Raw genomic sequence first — 20,030 nt, forward strand, 5'->3', positions numbered from 1 at the left:
TCCGCAGGGGCCGCTAGCAGAAGACTTCGTAATCTTCACCACGGCAGAAGCCGATCACTCCAAGACCACAGGCACGCGCGGTTTCAATCGCAAGGCTGGTCGGGCCAGAAGCCGCAATCAACAGCGGGCTACCAAGCACAGCGCATTTCTGAACGAGTTCCAATGAAATACGGGACGTAACCACGACGGCACCCTTCGATGTATCAACCCCATCTTGCACCAATGCCCCGACCAGTTTGTCGAGCGCATTGTGGCGACCCACATCTTCGCGCGCCAAGATGATCCCCTTGTCGGGTACAAAGAATGCTGCCGCATGGGTGGACCGCGTGCGTTCTTTCAGCGGTTGCCAGTCTGAGATTTCCGCCATTGCTTGGCTGATCTCGCTCGGTGTCAAATTCAAGCGGGCGGGGGTTTTTGGCAGTGACTTAGCAACCTGCTCAAGGCTTTCGATCCCGCAAAGCCCACATCCTACGGGGCCGGCCATGGCACGGCGGCGGGCGGCAATGGCTTCTGCGCGGTCCTCTGTCACCCAAAGTTGAGCCTCGAACCCTTTTTCGTGGCGGATCACCTCAAAGCTCTCGATCTCTTGGATCGAGGACACATAGCCTTCGGTCAGCGCGAACCCAAAAGCCAGATCACGAATATCGCTGGGTGTGCCCATCATGACGGCGGCGGAAGAGCCATTGAATGCGATGGCAATAGGTTCTTCCACGATCACTTCGCGCATTTTGTCCGAGCCGTTCGCGGATTGCGCGTGCACGATTTGCGTTACGCCGGTGCTGTCGTGATTGATCTGTGCGGTCATGACGCCATCTCCAATGGATCAGCTTTGGTGAAATGCGCGCCCTGCGCCGTCAGCGCAAAGAACCGCCGCCCGGATTTCTCGCCGCGATCCTCCACCGTGATCAACCCAAGCTCCTCATCCAAATGCGTGCATTCCCGGATCACCAAGGCATGGGCTGCCTCAAAGAGGCGGGCGGAGCTGCGCGTATCCTTTTCCACTCCCAAAGCCGATGCACACAGGATCAGCGGGCCGAGTTCCGTGAGGAAGTCGAGCTCGTGCTGCATGACCTGATCGAGCAGATCAAGAAGCGCATCCTGTTGGTCTTGGGTGGCGGCGTTGCTCATGGGTTGGATTTCTCCAAGCGAACAAGCACGGACTTCGAAGTTGGCGTGAAGCTCAGGTCGCCCACGGTTTGGTGGGGCACCAGCGCGTTCATTTCAGGGTAGTAGCCGCCGATACATCCACGCGGAGTGTCGTATTCGACAACACGGAAGCCTTTGCATTCGCGACGGTGACCGTCCTCGTAAGTGCCAATGATATCAACGATATCACCGCCCTTGAGATCCATCGCCTTCAGATCGCGCTTGTTCACAAAGACCACTTCGCGTTCGCCATAGATACCGCGATAGCGGTCATCCATGCCATAGACCGTGGTGTTGTATTGATCGTGAGAGCGGAAGGTTTGCAGCACGAAATGCGCATCCTTGCCGTTGACGCTCTGCCATTCGGTCAGGGCGGGCAAGTCCGCGTCGCCGAAGTTGGCTTTGGCCGTCGGGGTGCGGAACTCACGTTCGGACGCGGGGTTGCGCAGCCAGAAACCACGGGGTTCTCGGACCTGTTTGTTGAAATCCCCAAAGATCGGCAGAACACGGGCAATCATCTCGCGGATTTTGTCGTGGTCTTGGCCCAGCGTATCCCAGTCGACCCGTTCGCTGCCGACGGTGGCTTTGGCGATGCCTGCAATGATACGCACCTCAGACAGCAGCGACTTAGAGGCAGGCAGGTTAATGCCCGATGACCCATGCACCATCGACATGGAGTCTTCGACGGTGACCATCTGGCGGGTGCCTTCAAGGTTTTTGTCGATCTCGGTCCGACCCAAGCAGGGCAACACATAAGACTGTTTGCCGGGCATCAGGTGGCCGTGGTTGAGTTTGGTGGCAATGTTCACTGTCAGGTCCAGCTTGCCCATGGCCTCGGCCACCAAGTGGCTATCTGGCACCGCACGGGCAAAGTTGCCGCCCAATGCAATAAAGGCTTTTGCGGTGCCATCCAGCATCGCGCCAATGGCTTGGATCACGTTATGGCCACGCTCGCGGGGCAGGGAGACGCCCAGTTCTGCTTCCATCGCATCAATGAATGCGGCTGGGGCCTTTTCATTGATCCCAACAGTCCGGTCGCCTTGCACGTTGGAGTGGCCGCGCACGGGGCAAAGGCCGGTGCCTTTGCGGCCAACATTGCCTTTGAGGAACATGAAAGACGCGATCTCGCGGATCGTATCGACAGAGTGCACGTGCTGAGTGATACCCATTGCCCAAGCGACAATCACGCGGTCAGCGTCGATATACATCTGCGCCGCGGTTTCGATGTCTTCGCGGGTGAGACCGGATTGATCAAGGATCTGATCCCAAGAGGTCGCGCGGACCAAATCACACCAAGCATCAAATCCGTGGGTGTGTTCCGCAATGAAAGCATGATCCAGGACCGCTGGTTTGCCTTCCGCTTGCGCTTTGTCTTCTGCTTCAAGCACCACTTTGGACATTCCACGGAAGATCGCCATATCGCCGCCCAGACGCGGGCTGATGTAGTGTGTTGAAGTCGGCGCCGACGTGCCGCGGATCATTTCGATTTTGTTTTGCGGGTCAGCAAAACGGGTCAGACCCTTTTCTTTGAGAGGATTGATCGCAACCACTTTCGCGCCACGCTCCACAACCTCACGCAGGCTTGCGAGCATACGCGGGTGGTTCGTGCCGGGGTTTTGGCCAACGCAATAGACCAGATCAGTCTCGTCAAAGTCTTCCAGAAGGATTGTGCCTTTGCCAATGCCGATGGCTTGGGTTAGGGCAACGCCGCTGGCCTCGTGGCACATGTTGGAGCAATCGGGAAAGTTGTTGGTTCCGAACAGGCGCACAAAAGTTTGGTAAAGGAACGCGGCTTCGTTGCTCGCGCGGCCAGAGGTATAAAACTCTGCCTGATTTGGGTCTTCAATCGCATTCAAAGCCGCGCCGATACCCGCAAAAGCGTCTTCCCATGAAACCGCTTCATAGTGGTCGGTCTCTGGATTGTAGCGCATTGGATTTGTCAGGCGGCCTTGGTGTTCAAGGTCATGGTCGCTCCACGTGCGTAGCTCTTGAACGGAATGCGCCGCAAAAAACTCTGGTGTCACGCGGTTTTTCGTGGCTTCCCAAGTGACGGCCTTTACACCGTTTTCGCAGAACTCAAAGGATGAACCGTGTTCAGGATCGCCCCATGCGCAACCGGGGCAGTCAAACCCATCCGCTTGGTTCAAGCTCAGTAGCGTCTTCGCGCCGCTCACCGGTTTGCCGCTGTTCTTGAGTTGACGCGCAACGCTTTTCAGCGCGCCCCAGCCGCCCGCCGCCTTAGAAGGCTTGCGCTCACAGTTATCTTTCGCCACCGCACTTTATCCTGTCGCCTAAGCAGAAATGCTTCAGTTGTTAGGGGTTTGGGTAAGGTCTGAGCCGCCAAAATATGACGAACCAGACATACCTAAGTCTCGAGGACCCGACTGTCCTCTTTCGTGGAAACTAGACAAACGACTCGGCTAAACAATGCTCTAAAGCGTCATTTCTTTGCGTAAATCCGCTATCGTTGATCGCATCGAGGGTGAAAGTTTCCGATTGTCAGACGCAAGATCGTCTTTGGAAAACTGTTTCGCTGTTTCGGTGTTTGCCCGACGGGCTATTACGACCGTGCGCGTAGGAGCCAAAGGAAGAAACAACCACCGATCAAACCAGTGACGATCCCAATCGGCAGATCCTCTGGCGCAACGACCTTGCGGGCAATGACGTCAGCCCACAGGACAAACAGCCCGCCAAACAAACCAGACACAGGCAGCACCCGGCGATAATCGCCGCCCACAAACCGGCGGGCGATGTGAGGCACCATAAGACCGACAAAGCCGATCATGCCTGAGAAAGCGACCATGACTCCGGTGATCAGAGCGGAAATGACGAAGACTGTCAGGCGGAACCGCTTGACCGAAATGCCGAGCGTGGTGGCGGTTTCATCGCCGATCGTCATGGCGTTCAGATAAGGCGCGTTTAGCACTGCCCAAACAGCGCATGGCAGAAGGATAATCAGCGGGTAGATCAGATGGCTCCATTGCGCGAGCCCCAAGCCACCAAGCATCCAGAACACAACGGTATGGGTGGCTTTCGGGTCTCCGAGGAAAATCAGCACATTGGCGAGTGCCATTACGATAAATGAGATGGCGACACCGGTCAGAACCAATCGGTCCGCGCTGCTGGATTGGGTGAATCGCGTAACGCCTAGGACCAACAGCGTTGCGGCGAGTGAGCCAAGAAAGGCCATCAAAGGCACGGTCAGAAGGCCAAGAAACAAGCCAGTGTGCAGCAGCGCCAAAATCGCCCCGAATGCACCGCCGGATGAAATTCCCAAAAGATGGGGGTCAGCAAGCGGGTTGCGCGTAACGGCCTGCAACATAGCGCCAACAAGCGCCAAACCGCTGCCCACCATGATAGCGAGCAAAATACGCGGGAAACGGATGTCCCAGACAATGGCCTCGCGGCCTTTGGACCACGTGGTCTCGACAGTTTCAGGGCTGATCTTGTTGATCACCACACCCCAGACTGTGTCGACGGGGATCGAAATGGCTCCGGTCCCCACCGAAATGGTGATCGAGGCCAAAAACAATGCCCCCCAAAGCAGAACCTGCATCGCCATAGGGCGATTGGTTTTGCGCGAGGGTGTTTTTTTGGCCTCGGTCGTCATTCTTACTTGCTCCAGAACGCTTCAGACAGGGTTTTCACTGCCTTGATGTTGCGCGGACCTGGGGTCGCGTCAACATATTCCAGAGTGACGAAACGATCGTTCTTCACCGCGTCCAATTCAGCAAAGGCTGGGTTGTTCATCATGAAGGCGCGCTTTTCTTCCGCAGTTACGTTGCCGTAGTTCACGATCACAACCACTTCAGGGTTCTTTTCAACAACTGCTTCCCAGTTCACGGTGCCCCAGCTTTTCTCAAAGTCATCCATGACGTTGGTGCCGCCGGCCGCTTCGATCAGCGCGGTTGGCATTGCATAAAGGCCTGCGGTGAACGGCTTGTCTTCGCCGCTGTCATAAACGAACACGCGCAGTGGGTCGCCGGTTTCCAAAGTCTCTTGGAACGCCGCAAGCTCTGCTTTGTAGCCGTCGACCAGCGCTGCCGCTTTGTCTTCTACGTCAAAGATTTTGCCCAAGTTCAGCAGATCGTTGTACATGTCATCCAAGCTGGCTTTTGGCTTGTCGCCCACGTGGATGCAGCTTTCCGTCAGCTCGTATACGTCGATGCCGAATGGTGCGAGAGACTCCGGTGTGACTTCGCCGCCCACTTTCATGCCGTAGTTCCAGCCCGCGAAGAAGAAGTCCGCGTCCGCGCCGATCAGCACTTCTTTGCTTGGGTATTTTGCGGACAGTTCTGGCAGTTCTTCAACACCGGATCGCATGTCCTCATCCAGAGTTTTCCAGCCGGAAATGCCAGTGTAGCCGACCATTTTGTCCGCCAGACCCAGAACAAGCATCATCTCTGTGAGGTTCACATCGTTAGAGATCGCAGCTGTTGGCACCTTATCAAAGGTCACATCGCGGTCACAGCTTTGTACGGTAACGTCCGCTGCGGCTGCACTTGCCAGGCCCATCAGGCCAAATGCGATGGGGAGGGATTTCATTGACTGTCCTTTCAATGAGAGAGTTGGAATGTAAATTGGTTTGTTTGGCTCAGGCTTAGCTGTTCCAATTGAGTCGAAACGTCAAAAACCGACGATACAAGGTCCGTTGACAACACTTGGTCCGGCGGACCAAAGCCCATGGCGTTGCCATCTTTCAGCACCAGCACATCGTCGCAGGCTTGCATGGTCATGTTCAGATCATGCAATGAAACGATGATGGTCAGGTCGAGATCCGAGATCAGATGCAGGATTTCCAGCTGATGACGGATGTCCAAATGGTTGGTGGGTTCATCCAGCACCAATACCTTTGGCAACTGGGTGAGGGCGCGCGCGACCATGACACGTTGGCGTTCGCCCCCTGAAAGGGTGCCGAACTCGCGATGGGCCAGCGCACCCAGATGCATGCGTTCCATGACCTCGTCGATGATCATGTCATCGTCTTCGTTTGTGGTGCTAAAACCCAAACGATGAGGCAGGCGGCCCAAGGCGACTACGTCGCGCACGGTAAGTGCAAAATCCGTGGCCTGTTCTTGCAGAACCGCGGCAACCACACGGGCGACGGCACGCGGGGCCATCGACCAGATGTTTTGCCCATCTACTTCGATCCGTCCCGTCGCCGGAACGTTAAAGCGATAAAGTAGGCGCAACAGAGTGGACTTGCCTGCTCCGTTCGGCCCAATGAGGCCAAGCACACGGCCAGCTTGCAAATGAAAGCTCAGAGGTTTGAGGATCAGCGGCTCTGAGGCACTTGGACCCCATGAGACGTTGTCGACCTTAACATCCGCGCTGCCGAGGTTCGCTCCGGACAGGCAGCTCATTGCACAAGTTCCGGCGTGGCTTCAAAGGCGATGATGGAGGCGGGGACCCGCGCCAACGTGGACTTGCGCAGCTTTCCCGGCCGGTCGACAGAGCTGCACCAGCCATCATTCAGGAACGCATAGGTTTTTGCGAAATTCACGAGGTCATCGATGTCTTGGTCTGGATCAATGTCGCCAAAAAGATAGGTGGCTTTGCGCGAGCCAAAATAGGCCACGGTGCATGGGCGATTACAGCCCGCCATGCAGGCGGTTCCTGAGATTTCGAATTCTTCAGGGATTGCATCGCCCGCAGCGGCAATCGCATCGCGCAGTTTTAAGATTAGGTCATAGCCCGGCCGACAGCTTTGGTCTTTGTGACGGCAAGAGGTACAGACAGTAATTTGGTGAGTGCTTTTCCGGTTCATCTCGCCCTCCGCGCATGCGCGGAGCGTGAAGGTAGACCAGTCATGTCAAAGGCCGGAGCCAAATAAGTCATCATAGGTTTCCCTCCGAGGCACCCCGCCCGGTTTGGTTACAACAATGATGGCAGGTATCCTGACTTACGGGTCGTCGCGTCTCTGATCCTTCCCAGGCCTTCCCAAGTGGTGGGCCCAGTGGCTATTCAGAGTTGCTCGCCGCTTACAGTTGCGGGGGCAGTTACGGAATTGGCAGCTGTGAAGCGCGCCGCACCGTATTCCCTTTTACAAGGCATGCGCCTTGAAACCATCGAGGAGAGAGCTAACAGCGCACGGTTCACCTTGTCAATCACGATTGCTGCGGCGCAATAAAATGACGCCACGACGCTTATCGCTGGACAAAGCTATGTGGGTTTGGCTACCTCGACAATACGCCACAAATTGTTCTGAAAGACCAATAAATTATGCCCCAAGCCCGGTTCACTGCGGTTTCTGACCATGCTGTTTTGGTGCAGTTGGGGGATGAGATCAGTGATAAGATCAATCTTGAGATCCAGTCGCTAGATCGAGCAATTGCTGCCGCTGGGATCAACGGTTTCTTGGAATCAATCCCGGCCTTTGTGAACATTTTGGTGGTATTTGATCCTTTGGTAACTGACCACGGCAGCATCGAGGCGGCGATCAAACCGCTGTTGGCAGATGTTTCTGCGGTTCAAGGGCGGGGGACAGAGCGCGTGGTCCGGGTCTGCTATGATCTCGATATCGCGCCGGACCTGTCCGAAGTCGCTGCGCAGGCGGGGCTTTCTGAGGATACGGTCATCAACATGCATCTTGGCGCGTCCTACCGCGTGGGCATGTATGGCTTTGCACCCGGCTATGCTTACCTTTCCGGCGTGAATGAAGCGATTCAAGTGCCGCGCAAACCTTCGGCCTTGCGCGATGTCCCGGCAGGGAGCGTTATTATCGCTGGGCCTCAATGCTTGGTGACGACCCTGACCATGCCGACGGGTTGGTCTATCATTGGTCGCTCGCCAACAGAGATCCTGACTGACAATCCGCGACATCCGTTCCTGTTCGATGTGGGTGACACGGTTCGATTTGAGCGCATTGACCGCGCAACCTTTGAAGCAGAGAAAGGTCTGCGCCATGGGTGAAGCGCGTCTCAAAGTGGTGGCCGCAGGACCCTTAGTGACCGTGCAAGATGCCGGGCGCACGGGTTATATGCGCTTTGGTGTCGCTGCGAGCGGTCCTATGGACCGCTTGTCTCATGCGGCGGGCAATGTTGCTCTTGGCAACGCACCTGAGGCGAGCGGCATCGAGATCTCGATGGGGGGATTGGTGTTGGAATGTGTCAGCGGCACCCTTTCTCTCGCGGTGACAGGTGCCGACTGTTTGGTCGAAACCTGCGGCGACAGTTTGGGCAGTTGGAATGTTATCTCGTTGTCGCCGGGCGAGCGCTTGTCGATCCGTGCGGGTCACAAGGGCAGTTGGGCGTATTTGGCTTTCGCCGGGAATTTAGAAAGTCAGGAATGGCTTGGTCACAGCGCGACCCATTCGACCTCTGGGTTCGGTGGCGGTGCTTTAAGCGCTGGGCAGGTCCTGACCGTTCGCGATGCTGCCCTGCGCGAAGATCGCCATGGCGCCATTGAGCGCCCCGCCATTGCTGCAAGCGAGGCCATCCGCGTGGTGATGGGCCCGCAGGACCGGTTCTTTGATCCAAGTGCTCTTTCTGCGCTACAGGAACAGCCGTTTAGACTGTCCGCGCAATTTGACCGAATGGGCGTGCGCCTAGATGGGCCGAAATTGTCAATAGATGGGGCATTGTCGATCCCATCAGAACCGGTTGCGAAAGGCGCAATTCAGGTTGCTGGAGATGGAACACCCACCGTGCTGCTTGCTGATCATCAAACCACAGGCGGTTATCCTAAGATTGCCACTGTGATCAGCACCGATCTGGATCGAATAAGCCAGATGCGCGCAGGGGATGTGGTGCATTTTGAGGCGGTTTCGCCTGAGCAAGCCGTCTCAATCGCACGAGACAAGGCTCTGAAAATGCAGGTGTATTTAGAAGAAGTGGCGGTCCCGCGGGGAACGCTTGCACAGAGGCTGATGCGGGAAAACTTGATCAGCGGCGCAGTCTCTGAAACGCCAGACTGATTGCAAAAGAAAAACCCCGGCGCTTTGAGGCTCCGGGGTTTTTGCGTTCTTAGAAGTGAACGGATTTTGTATCCAGCGGCTTTTGAACCGGTGGGGCAAACTTGGTCAGGTCGATGCCTTCCACGGCCACTTTGTATTCTTCCAAAGTTGGGGTGCGGCCCAAGATTGCGGACAGAACCACAACCGGAGTAGAGCCCAGCAGGCTTTCACCTTTCTTTTCAGGAAGGTCAGCCACAACACGGCCTTGGAACAGGCGTGTGGATGTCGCCAGAACGGTGTCCCCTTTTTCCGCCTTTTCCTGGTTCCCCATGCAAAGGTTACAGCCAGGACGTTCAAGATACAGGATGTTGTCATACTCAGTACGCGCAACTTCCTTTGGAGCGTTGTCGTCAAACTCAAAGCCTGCGTATTTCTGCAGGATTTCCCAGTCGCCTTCTTCCTTCAACTCATCGATGATGTTGTAGGTTGGCGCGGTCACAACCAGTGGTGCTTTGAACTCAACAGTGCCATTGGCCGCTTCAAGGTTCTTCAGCATTTTTGCCACGATCTTGATGTCACCCTTGTGAACCATACAAGAGCCAACAAAGCCCAGATCGACTTTCTTCTCTGCTTTGTAGAAAGAGATCGGACGGATGGTGTCGTGTGTATAGCGCTTGGACACATCCGCGTTGTTCACATCAGGGTCAGCGATCATTGGTTCAATGATCTGGTCCAGATCAACAACAACCTCTGCGAAATATTTCGCGTTGTCATCTGGGGTCAGGGCAGGAACCTCACCAGACTTGATTTCCGCGATCCGTTTGTCGGCGATCTCAAGCAGGCGGCCCAGCGTGCCGTTGTCGTGTTCCATGCCTTTGTCGATCATGATCTGGATGCGGGATTTCGCCAGTTCCAGAGAGCCGATCAGCGTTTCATCGTTGGAGATACAGACGGAAGCTTTCGCTTTCATTTCTGCGGTCCAGTCGGTGAAGGTGAAGGCTTGGTCCGCCAAGAGTGTGCCGATATGAACTTCGATCACGCGGCCTTGGAAAACGTTGTCGCCATGCTGTTCAAGCATCTGTGCTTGGGTTGCGTGTACCACATCACGGAAGTCCATGTGATCCGCCATTGTGCCTTTGAAGGTCACTTTGACTGACTCTGGGATTGGCATCGCTGCCTCACCGGTCGCCAGTGCTAGCGCCACTGTACCGGAGTCAGCACCAAACGCGACACCCTTGGACATACGGGTGTGGCTGTCACCACCAATGATGATCGCGCGGTCATCCACGGTGATGTCGTTCAGCACCTTGTGAATAACGTCTGTCATGGAGTGGTAAACGCCCTTTGGGTCGCGGCCGGTGACCAGACCGAAATCGTTCATGAACTTCATCAGGCGAGGTGTGTTCGCTTGTGCTTTCAGGTCCCAAACGGACGCTGTGTGACAGCCAGACTGATACGCACCGTCAACGATTGGAGAAACAACAGTCGCCGCCATTGCTTCGAGTTCCTGCATGGTCATCAGACCAGTGGTGTCCTGAGAGCCAACGATATCCACGGCCACACGGACGTCGGAACCGGCGTGCAGTGGTTTGTCAGATTTCACACCCAATGCATTGCGGTTAAAGATCTTCTCAACAGCAGTCAGGCCTTGGCCTTCGTTGTGGATTTCTTTGGAAGGAGCAAAGGCGGACTTCAGCTCTTGGCCAAGCGCTTCTGCAGCGAATGTCTGTAGTTTTTTACCAAAGACAATCGCGTAGGAGCCACCTGCTTTGATGAATTCCATCTTTTGCGGCGTGAAGGAGGCGTCGAGTTCCACCAGCTCTTTGTCGCCCGCTTCGTTATAAAGCTTCTTCTCTTTGGTGTTGATGGTCAGAACCGTGCCTGTGGCAACAGAGTAGACTTCTTCCAGAATTGGGTCGCCATCGTTGTTGAGGATCACATTGCCGTCTTCGTCGGTTTTCTTGACCCAGTTTTTCAGGTCGATGCCGATGCCGCCGGTCACGCCAACGGTCGTCAGGAAGATTGGCGAGATGCCGTTGGTGCCGCCAACGATTGGGGCGTAGTTCACGAACGGCACGTATTTAGAAGCTTGCTTACCGGTCCAAAGCGCAACGTTGTTGATGCCGGACATACGGGAAGAGCCAACACCCATGGTGCCTTTTTCTGCAACCAGCATCACACGCGCGTCTGGGTGCTTCAGTTTCAGCGCTTCGATCTCTTTCTGCGCTTCAGGGGAACACATGCATTTACCGTGCAACTCCCGGTCCGCACGAGAGTGCGCTTGGTTGCCAGGGGAGAGAAGGTCGGTCGAAATATCGCCTTCGCCAGCTACATAGGTGACGATTTTGATCTCTTCTTCGATCTTCGGCAGCTTGGTGAAGAATTCTGCTTTCGCGTAGCTTTCCAACACGTCCTTGGCGATGGCATTGCCCGCGTCCAGGGCGTCTTTCAGGCGCGCCATGTCAGCGTCGTAAAGGAAGACTTGGGTTTTCAGAACTTCTGCAGCGTCTTTGGCGATGGCGTCGTTGTCGCCCAGTGCTAGGTCCAGAAGAACGTCGATGGAAGGCCCGCCCTTCATGTGGGACAGCAGTTCAAAGGCGTATGTCGGGGTGATTTCCTCTACACCTGCGTTGCCCAGAATAATGTCTTTCAGGAAGGCCGCTTTCACGCCCGCGGCGCTCGTGGTGCCCGGCAAGGTGTTGTAAATGAAGAAGTTCAGAGACTGCTCGCGGTGCTCATTGCCGGTGTCTTTGATCTGTTCGATCAACTCAGCAACCAGTGCACCATCATCAATTGGTTTAGGGCTCAGGCCTTCGCCTTTGCGTGTTTCAATCTCTGTGAGGTAATCTGCATACAAGCTCATGATATTCCCGACGCCTTCCATAGTATGTTTTGCTTGCTGCCGGGACGCAGAATCAACTGGCGCGCCGGAGAAGCTTGCTGAGCGCTGATATAATTCAGCATACAATTGTATGCAAGGGTGTTGAGCAAGAAAAATAAGGGTATATCCAGTACGCCCGCCTTGCAGATCAGCTGCGCCATTGCCAATCTCACCAGAGAATGAACGACAAAATAGCATAAGTTCTATGACCAAACCATCATTGCTGCGTCAGCGCTGGGGGCTATTGCGCCAAATCCGGCGGGTCAGTCGTGCGGATCACTGTTTGGGTGGATGCGTTGATCAGCGATCAAAATAAAGACCCGCGCATTTAGAAAACACGCGGGCCGGATGATTTTGTTACGAAGACTTTCTTGGTTCTTATAGGAGAACCGGTTGTCCATCCTCGTTGGATTGAGCGGCTGCATCCGCAAGAATCTGCGCTTGCAACCCATCATGGATTGTCGGCGACATGGTCACTTTGCCTGATACAGCATCAATGAAGTGCAGCATCTCGGCCCGGTATGCGGCCTCATAGCGTTCTAAGAAGAAATGCTGTGCCGGTGCTTTGCGATAGCCTGTATCATCGGCTTGCTCGACAGTGTTCTCTAGCTGGTTCTCCGCACGCAACATGCCCTTTGCGCCATGGACCTCGATCCGTTGGTCATAGCCGTAGGTTGCGCGGCGAGAGTTGGAAATCTGACAGATCTTCCCTGAAGCAGTGGTCAAAATGACTGCGGCAGTGTCCACGTCCCCAGCTTTACCAATCTCTGGGTCTACGAGTGACGAGCCCTTCGCATAAACGCTGACCACCTCTTCACCCAGAAGGAACCGCGCCATGTCGAGATCATGGATCATCATATCCCGGAACAGACCACCTGATGTTTTCACGTAACCAATCGGCGGCGGGGAAGGGTCGCGGCTTTGGATCGTAACAAGTTCCACATCGCCAATGGCACCATTCGCCAATTGCGCCTGCAAATGAGCGAAGTTCGGATCAAAACGCCGGTTAAACGCGGTCAGGAAAGACACCCCAGCCTCTTCAACCACCTTGATACAGTCGCGAATACGGTCCGCGGACATGTCGACGGGCTTTTCACAAAAGATCGCCTTGCCGGCTTTCGCAGCCGTATGGATCAGGTCGTAATGGGTGTCTGTCGGCGTGCCGATCACCACCGCGTCCACATCATCGCTCGCAATCAACTCTTCCGCGCCAAGCACTTGCGCTCCGGTCTTTGCGGCCAGCGCTTCGGCAGGTTCCGCGAAAGCATCAGCCACGACAGAGACCCTTGCGTCGTCGATGCCAAAGATTGACCGAGCATGCACCGCGCCAATGCGCCCACAGCCCAAAAGTCCGATATTGATCATTATGCGGCTCCTTTGAAGGCCTGAAGAACCGTCCGTGTGGCGGTCATAACTGGATCGTGGGTTTCCTTTAGGATGCTCACGCGGTCAAACCGATCTGGGTCGGCATTCACCGCATCCCGCAACGCATGTCCAAAGGCCATACGCAATTCGGTCCCAATGTTGAATTTGCAAATCGCAGAGCTGCGCGCAAGGCTGGTGCGCTGGGCGACCGGCACGCCAGATCCCCCATGGATGACCAGTGGGATATCGGTCACCGCCTCGATGGCGCGGATGCGTGGCTCATCAAGGCCCGGGCCATCCTTGTCTTGCTGCAAATGCGTGTTTCCGACGGAAATCGCCATCGCGTCAACGCCAGAATTTTTCGCAAAAACAGCAGCTTCTTCCGGATCGGTGCCTGAAGACTGCTCGCCGCCAGAATAGCCCACAAACCCAATCTCGCCTTCGCAGGAGACGCCCGCCGCATGGGCCATTTCGGCAATCGCTGCGGTTTCATCGATGTTTTGCTGCAAGGGTTTGCGAGAGCCATCAAACATTACCGATGTGAAGCCACTCTCAATGGCAATCTGGCAGTCCTCATGGGTGTAGCCATGATCCAGATGCGCCACCACGGGGACGGATGCTTCCTCGGCCAAATGACGGAACATTTTACCTAAGACGGGCAGGGGCGTGTGTTCGCGACAGCTCGGCCCGGCCTGCAAGATCACGGGCACGCCTTCTGCTTCGGCGGCCCGCACATAGGCGCGCATTTCTTCCCAGCCAAGGGTCACCAATCCGGCCACCGCGTGGCCGTTCTTCAAAGCGGGTTGCAGGACATCTGCAAGTGTGACGAGGCTCATTTGAACTTGGCCACCATATCCATGATCCCCGGGATCGTATGGAGTTGCTCTTCATGGGTTGGCTGGAAGTATTGCTTCAAGCTGCGTTGAGACAGGCCACCCAGAATGGTGAAGTAATACATCTGATAGCCCGGCAGAACGGCGCAAGGGTGGTAACCCTTGTCCAAACAAATCGTGGAGCCATCCATGATGTGATAGGCATCGCCCGGCTTGTTGTCTTCGCGCTGCAGCATCTGGATGCCAGAGCCGTAGTTCGGCTTGAAGCGGAAATTGTAAGTCTCGTCATGGCGGGTTTCGATCATCTCGCCATCTTCGCCGGGACGATCCGTGTCGTGCTTGTGGCTTGGGAAGCCAGACCAGCCACCTTCGCCGACGGTGAAGAGTTCGCTGACCAAAAGCCGGCCGACTTTATCATGATACTTAGTGCCAAGGATGTGTTTGATTTTGCGATGGGTTTTCGTGTCGTCAGACCCGTATTGGACAACATCCAGCTCTGCTTCGCGCACGTCAAATGGCTCAAGCACCTTGTCGTATTTCGCACCGGCGATGAAGGTCTCGGTGGCCTCGGTCACGCAAGTGATACGCACTTTCGCGCCGACTGGGACATAAACGCCTTCTGGCTCGCCATCCCACACATCTTCCGTACGGCGACCAAGGTCAGGATAGATTGCACCTTCTACGTCTACATCAACGGTGCCGGTCGCTGGCACCACACAGGTCTCATATCCCGGCACGGCATATTCAAACACCTCGCCTTTCTTGAGCTTGACGATGTTGAAATAGTTCAGCGGGACCAGCGCGTTCTCCGCATCCACGATGGGTTTGTTCTGGTTGTCATGGGGCGCAATATGCATTTGGCTGGTCCTTTAAGGGGCTGTTGGGCCGGCATGAGCGGCCAAGAAATCATTGAGTTGGTCGGTGGTCGGCATAGAGGGCGCGCAGCCCGGTTTGCTTACAACAATTGAGGCGCTGGCAGAGCCGCGCAGGATGGCGGTTTTTAGGTCGTGCCCGTCGGCGATGCTGGCCAGAAGCCCGGACATGAAACTGTCGCCTGCGCCATTGGGTTTCACTGCATCGACCGGGTAAATGCCGGTGCGGATTTCTTCGCCCTCATAGAACGTCACCGCACCTTCGTGACCCATCTTATAGATCACAAAGCGACCGTCATCGGCGAGCCGTTTGGCCATATCCAGACCTTTGTCGATCCCGCCCGCCATAAAGCCGAATTCTTCGTCATTGCCGACGATCATATCGCTGGCCTTGCCAGCTTGGGTTAGCACATCTGCGGCCACCTGTGGTGAAGGCCAAGAATAGGGGCGATAGTCGATGTCAAATAACACAGGAATGCCTGCCGCTCGGGCGTTTTCGAAGGCTTTGAAAGTGGCACCTCTGGACGGTTCCGCAGCAAAAACGGTGCCCGCTGTGATCAGGGCGGTGAAGCGAGAATAGTCAACGCGATCAACATCTTCTTCGGTGACTTCAAAGTCTGCCGCGCCATTGCGGTAGATGACATTTTGAAAGTCTTCTATGCAGCTCTCATAGATTGCCAGAGATGTTCGCGCCTCGCCGCCTTCCGGGCGCACATAGGTCGTTTCGACCCCATAATGTTCCAGTCGATTGGTGGCAAAACGGCCAACCGCGTCGTCAGATACAGAGGTCACCAATGCTGCTTCGCACCCTAATTTGACCAGGCCGGCACAAATGTTTGCGGAGGAGCCCCCAAGATCGGCCTTAAACACCTGGGCGTGTTCCGACTTTGTGCCGATCGGGTCAGCATACATGTCCATGCCGGCCCGGCCAAAGACCACAAATTTGCGGCCCTTAATTGCGTCTATAACGTTAGCCATCAAACGCCCTTCCGCTGTTTGCTGCGGGAGGACTCCCAATCCACATGAGCGGCGCGCACGCGGTCACTTTCGGTGATATGAGGGCTGCCCACTTCCCACCATGCGTGACCTTCAGCGGTCCAACCTTCATAAGGGTCAACCTTCATCACGATCACATGAGTTTTGTCGCTGGCTTTGGCGCGCTTGAAGGCGTCGCCCAGCTCGGCAGGATTGGACACCGTTTCAGCAATTGCACCTTGCGAAGCGGCATGCGCTTCGAAATCCACGGCAAAGGGTTCTGGAATGGTCGGGCAATCCTCAAGCAGGTTGTTAAAGCTCTCATTGCCAGTGTTGTTTTGCAGTTTATTGATCACCGCAAAGCCACCATTGTCGAGCACCAGAATGATCAGTTTTTTGCGGCTCAGCACCGACGAATAGATGTCGGAATTCATCATCATGTAAGAACCGTCGCCAATGAAAACGATCGTGTCTTGATCCGGCTCGCTTTCGGCCTGTGCGATGCGAGCGCCCCATGCGCCAGAGATTTCATAGCCCATGCAGCTAAAGCCAAATTCGACATCCACTGTGCCAGTCGACAGCGTCCGCCAGTTGGCGGTGACTTCAGCTGGAAGGCCACCAGCTGCGGCCACAACGCGGTCGCGCGCGTCACAAAGTTCGTTCACAACGCCAATGGCTTGCGCATAAGAGTTCGGGCGGTTTCCGTGGGCGACATTTTCCGCCACATAGCCATCCCATTTCTTACGTTCGGTTTTGGCAAAATCGACCCATTCAGTAGGGGCCGCATAGTCCAGTGCTGCATCCAAAGCCGTGAGGCTGAGTTTCGCGTCACCAACGATTGGCAAAGAGCGGTGCTTGCCCGCGTCATGACGGCCTGCATTGATCGAGATGATCTGCGCGTCTTTTGCAAATGCTGTCCAAGACCCCGTTGTGAAGTCTTGCAACCGGGTGCCAACTGCGAGGATCACATCGGCCTGCTCTGCGATGGTGTTGGCGCTGTTTGATCCAGTTACCCCAATAGGGCCGATATTGAGATCGTGCGTCGCGACCAAGTTTGCGCGACCGGCAATGGTTTCGACCACAGGGATCTGGTGTTTCTCTGCAAAGTCGGTCAACTCGGTGACCGCGCGGGAATATTGCACACCGCCGCCCGCGATGATCATCGGGCGTTTGGCGCTTTTCAAGGCTTCTACCGCGTCTGCAATCTCATTTGCATCCGGTGTCACGCGGCGAATGCGGTGTACTTTCTTTTCAAAGAACACAGCGGGGAAATCATAAGTCCAGCCTTGAACATCCTGCGGCAGACCTAGGAATGCCGGCCCGCAATCCGCCGGATCAAGAAGAGTCGCAAGCGCATTTGGCAATGACTGGATGATCTGTGCCGGGTGCGTGATGCGATCCCAATAGCGGACAACCGGTTTGAACGCGTCATTAACGCCGTAGGTCGGATCCTGAAAATTCTCCATTTGCTGCAACACAGGGTCGGGCAGGCGGGTCAGAAACGTGTCCCCGCACAGAAGCAACATCGGCAGGCGGTTTGCATGGGCCAAAGCGGCGGATGTGACTAGGTTGGATGTGCCAGGACCAGCAGAGGCTGTGCAGAACATAAAGCGTTGGCGCAACCACTGTTTTGCATAGCCAGCCGCCGCAAACCCCATGCTTTGTTCGTTCTGGCCACGGTAAAGCGGCAGCGCGTCCTGATGGTTATAAAGGGCTTCACCAAGGCAGGTCACATTGCCATGGCCAAAGATGCCAAACCCACCGCCACAAACGCGCATTTCCTGCCCGTCGATCTCGATGAATTGGTTGGAAAGCCAACGGATTATAGCCTGCGCTGTGGTCAGCTGAATTGTGTCGGCTGATGATGTCATTGTTTCGCTCATAGGTGGGCGACTTTCTTCAAAAATTCGACGCTATGCCGAATGGTGCTTGCGAGTTTTCGAATCTCAAGATACAGTTTTTGCAACCGGTTGCAAACTGGTTTTCAAAAATCGTAAAGTGAATCGCACGCTGAGCTCATTGGGAGGGAGGGCCTTATGACCCAGATCGGCATTGGCATCCTTGGGGGTGGCTATATGGGCAAGGCCCATTCTGTGGCCATGGCTGCGGTTGGGGCTGTGTTCAATACAGCGCTGCGTCCGCGCCTTGAGATGATCTGTGCATCGTCACCCGAAAGTGCTGAGCGCTATCGCGCGGCCTACGGGTTTGCGCGCGCAACAGATGATTGGCGTTTATTGGTGAATGATCCAGCGGTAGAGGCCATTGTCATTGCCACGCCGCAAGAGACCCACAGAGAAATCGCAGAGGCAGCCTTTGCCTTGGGCAAACCTGTGTTCTGTGAAAAACCACTCGGCGCATCCATAGCCGACAGTGCGGCTATGGTCGCGGCTGCGGAAGCGGCTGGGGTCGTGAATATGACCGGCTTTAATTATATCCGCACGCCAGCCAGTCAGTTTGCTCGCCAATTGATTGCAGAAGGGGCCATTGGGGACGTCACGTGGTTCCGCGGTGAACACACCGAAGACTTTTACGCAGACCCGCAAGCGCCCGCAACTTGGCGCACATCGGGCATGGCGAATGGCACGATGGGAGACCTCGCGCCTCACATGATCAACGCCGCGCTCGCTTTGTTGGGGCCCGTAGCGGAAGTTATGGCAGATGTAGAAACGGTCCATGCCAAACGCCCCGGCGGTGACGTGACAAATGATGATCAGGCCCAAATGATGTGCCGTTTTGAGAGCGGTGCCATGGGGCATATGTTCTTCAGCCGTATCGCGACGGGTCGCAAGATGGGCTATGCTTATGAAATCACTGGAACAAAGGGCGCCATTCGCTTTGATCAAGAGGATCAGAATGCGCTTTGGCTTTATGAAATGGATGGCCCCGAGGCGACCCGCGGGTTCCGCAAAATCCTGACCGGGCCTGCCCATCCTGACTATCTGCCGTTCTGCCAAGGCCCAGGCCATGGCACCGGGTATCAGGATCAGATCATCATTGAGGCGAAGGACTTCCTCGAAGCCGTCGCCACCAAAACGAACAAATGGCCGACTTTCAAAGACGGCCACGACGTGAACCGAATTGTCGCTGCGGCGCTTGCTTCCTCGGACACAAAGTCCTGGCAAGACGTCAACGCATTCTGAGCATCAGGAAGGAAAAAGATGAGCATCAGAATTGGCAACGCCCCTTGTTCATGGGGTGTGGAATTTGCAAATGACCCGCGCAACCCAACTTGGCGGGAGGTTTTGAAACAGTGCGCTGAGGCGGGCTATAAAGGGATCGAGCTGGGACCGGTTGGCTTTATGCCTGAGGATCCGGCCGAGCTGGCCCCAGCGCTGGAAGAATTCGATCTAGAGCTGATCGGGGGTGTGGTGTTCCGCGCCTACCACGATCCGGATGCATGGGAAGATGTGCTCGATGCAACGCATCGCACGGCCAAAGCGCTAAAGGCCCATGGGGCGCAGCATTTGGTTTTGATTGACTCCATTTCACCCCGTCGTGCGCCTACTGCTGGGCGTGCCGCGGAAGCCGAGCAAATGGATAAGGCCGAGTGGATCGCGTATCGCGACCGCATTGCTGAAACCGCTCGTATCGGCACCGAGGAATACGGGCTCACCGTTGGTATTCACGCACATGCAGCTGGGTTCATGGACTTCGAACCAGAGCTCGTGCGCCTGCTGGATGAGGTTGACGAGAAGATCCTGAAAATCTGCTTTGATACGGGGCACCACTCCTATGCAGGTTTTGATCCGGTGGCCTTCATGAAGCGCTATGTGGATCGCATTTCCTACATGCATTTCAAGGACATCGATCCAAAGGTGAAGGCAGACGTCATTGCCAATCGGACCGGATTCTATGACGCTTGCGGACAGGGGATCTTCTGCAATCTCGGCGACGGCGATGTGGACTTCCCTCAGGTACGACAAGTGCTGCTGGATGCGGGCTTTGAAGGTTGGTGCACCGTCGAACAAGACTGTGACCCAACCCTTGATCCGGACACACTTGGTGACGCGCGCAAGAACCGGGAATACCTTGAATCCATTGGCTTTTCATAAGGAAACGGCACT

Annotated in this window: 17 protein-coding genes and 1 riboswitch; of the genes, 4 read left to right on the forward strand and 13 right to left on the reverse strand. The window is 55.6% G+C overall.

Annotation, left to right across the window (positions count from 1 at the left end):
- Positions 1-13 precede the first annotated feature (13 nt).
- The 7 genes from fdhD to TA5113_RS06625 form a co-directional block, all read right to left on the reverse strand.
- Positions 14-805 carry a formate dehydrogenase accessory sulfurtransferase FdhD gene (gene fdhD / locus TA5113_RS06595; protein WP_058315551.1) on the reverse strand — a complete coding sequence of 264 codons (792 nt, stop codon included), beginning with the start codon at positions 803-805 and terminating at the stop codon, positions 14-16.
- Entirely contained in the window at positions 802-1,128 is a 327-nt protein-coding gene (locus tag TA5113_RS06600; protein ID WP_058316651.1) for a hypothetical protein, read from the reverse strand. Before TA5113_RS06600 ends, fdhD begins: the two co-directional genes overlap by 4 nt.
- The gene (locus tag TA5113_RS06605; RefSeq protein WP_058315553.1) at positions 1,125-3,419 is read right to left on the reverse strand and encodes an FdhF/YdeP family oxidoreductase; all 2,295 of its coding nucleotides are present in this window, start codon (positions 3,417-3,419) and stop codon (positions 1,125-1,127) included. The genes TA5113_RS06600 and TA5113_RS06605 overlap by 4 nt, the downstream gene beginning before the upstream one ends.
- Before the next feature lie 287 nt (positions 3,420-3,706).
- Complete coding sequence (locus TA5113_RS06610) at positions 3,707-4,756, reverse strand: FecCD family ABC transporter permease (RefSeq protein ID WP_082625902.1); 1,050 nt, start codon at positions 4,754-4,756, stop codon at positions 3,707-3,709.
- A gap of 2 nt (positions 4,757-4,758) precedes the next feature.
- Positions 4,759-5,691 carry an ABC transporter substrate-binding protein gene (locus tag TA5113_RS06615; protein ID WP_058315554.1) on the reverse strand — a complete coding sequence of 311 codons (933 nt, stop codon included), beginning with the start codon at positions 5,689-5,691 and terminating at the stop codon, positions 4,759-4,761.
- An 11-nt stretch (positions 5,692-5,702) separates the two neighbouring features.
- Positions 5,703-6,509, reverse strand: a complete 807-nt coding sequence (locus TA5113_RS06620; RefSeq protein ID WP_058315555.1) for an ABC transporter ATP-binding protein — start codon at positions 6,507-6,509, stop codon at positions 5,703-5,705.
- Complete coding sequence (locus TA5113_RS06625) at positions 6,506-6,913, reverse strand: DUF1636 family protein (RefSeq protein WP_058315556.1); 408 nt, start codon at positions 6,911-6,913, stop codon at positions 6,506-6,508. The genes TA5113_RS06620 and TA5113_RS06625 overlap by 4 nt, the downstream gene beginning before the upstream one ends.
- A gap of 103 nt (positions 6,914-7,016) precedes the next feature.
- Positions 7,017-7,231, reverse strand: a riboswitch (cobalamin riboswitch).
- A 137-nt stretch (positions 7,232-7,368) separates the two neighbouring features.
- Between TA5113_RS06625 and TA5113_RS06630 the strand changes: the two genes are divergently transcribed.
- Both TA5113_RS06630 and TA5113_RS06635 read left to right on the forward strand, forming a co-directional pair.
- Complete coding sequence (locus TA5113_RS06630; RefSeq protein WP_058315557.1) at positions 7,369-8,058, forward strand: 5-oxoprolinase subunit B family protein; 690 nt, start codon at positions 7,369-7,371, stop codon at positions 8,056-8,058.
- Entirely contained in the window at positions 8,051-9,061 is a 1,011-nt protein-coding gene (locus TA5113_RS06635) for a 5-oxoprolinase subunit C family protein (protein WP_058315558.1), read from the forward strand. Before TA5113_RS06630 ends, TA5113_RS06635 begins: the two co-directional genes overlap by 8 nt.
- Before the next feature lie 49 nt (positions 9,062-9,110).
- Here the strand turns inward: TA5113_RS06635 and TA5113_RS06640 are convergent, their stop codons facing one another.
- The 6 genes from TA5113_RS06640 to iolD all read right to left on the reverse strand — a co-directional run bounded on the left by TA5113_RS06640 (position 9,111) and on the right by iolD (position 17,837).
- A complete protein-coding gene (locus TA5113_RS06640; RefSeq protein ID WP_058315816.1) occupies positions 9,111-11,903 on the reverse strand; it encodes a bifunctional aconitate hydratase 2/2-methylisocitrate dehydratase in 2,793 nt (930 codons plus the stop codon).
- A gap of 396 nt (positions 11,904-12,299) precedes the next feature.
- Positions 12,300-13,286 carry an inositol 2-dehydrogenase gene (iolG, locus tag TA5113_RS06645; RefSeq protein ID WP_058315559.1) on the reverse strand — a complete coding sequence of 329 codons (987 nt, stop codon included), beginning with the start codon at positions 13,284-13,286 and terminating at the stop codon, positions 12,300-12,302.
- The gene (locus tag TA5113_RS06650; RefSeq protein WP_058315560.1) at positions 13,286-14,122 is read right to left on the reverse strand and encodes a class II fructose-bisphosphate aldolase; all 837 of its coding nucleotides are present in this window, start codon (positions 14,120-14,122) and stop codon (positions 13,286-13,288) included. The genes iolG and TA5113_RS06650 overlap by 1 nt, the downstream gene beginning before the upstream one ends.
- Positions 14,119-14,976 (reverse strand): 5-deoxy-glucuronate isomerase, encoded by an 858-nt coding sequence (locus TA5113_RS06655; RefSeq protein WP_058315561.1) that lies wholly within the window; start codon positions 14,974-14,976, stop codon positions 14,119-14,121. Before TA5113_RS06655 ends, TA5113_RS06650 begins: the two co-directional genes overlap by 4 nt.
- 12 nt (positions 14,977-14,988) lie before the next feature.
- Positions 14,989-15,969, reverse strand: coding sequence for a 5-dehydro-2-deoxygluconokinase (iolC, locus tag TA5113_RS06660; protein WP_058315817.1), 981 nt, complete (start codon positions 15,967-15,969; stop codon positions 14,989-14,991).
- Positions 15,969-17,837, reverse strand: a complete 1,869-nt coding sequence (gene iolD / locus TA5113_RS06665) for a 3D-(3,5/4)-trihydroxycyclohexane-1,2-dione acylhydrolase (decyclizing) (protein ID WP_058315818.1) — start codon at positions 17,835-17,837, stop codon at positions 15,969-15,971. The genes iolC and iolD overlap by 1 nt, the downstream gene beginning before the upstream one ends.
- A 165-nt stretch (positions 17,838-18,002) precedes the next feature.
- On the opposite strand from iolD, the gene TA5113_RS06670 reads away from it, so the two are divergent.
- Together TA5113_RS06670 and TA5113_RS06675 are read left to right on the forward strand one after the other, a co-directional pair.
- Positions 18,003-19,106 (forward strand): Gfo/Idh/MocA family protein, encoded by a 1,104-nt coding sequence (locus TA5113_RS06670; RefSeq protein WP_058315562.1) that lies wholly within the window; start codon positions 18,003-18,005, stop codon positions 19,104-19,106.
- Between the two features lie 18 nt (positions 19,107-19,124).
- Complete coding sequence (locus tag TA5113_RS06675; RefSeq protein WP_058315563.1) at positions 19,125-20,018, forward strand: TIM barrel protein; 894 nt, start codon at positions 19,125-19,127, stop codon at positions 20,016-20,018.
- Positions 20,019-20,030: the final 12 nt, after the last annotated feature.

The sequence above is a fragment of the Cognatishimia activa genome (assembly GCF_001458335.1).
GTDB lineage: Bacteria > Pseudomonadota > Alphaproteobacteria > Rhodobacterales > Rhodobacteraceae > Cognatishimia > Cognatishimia activa.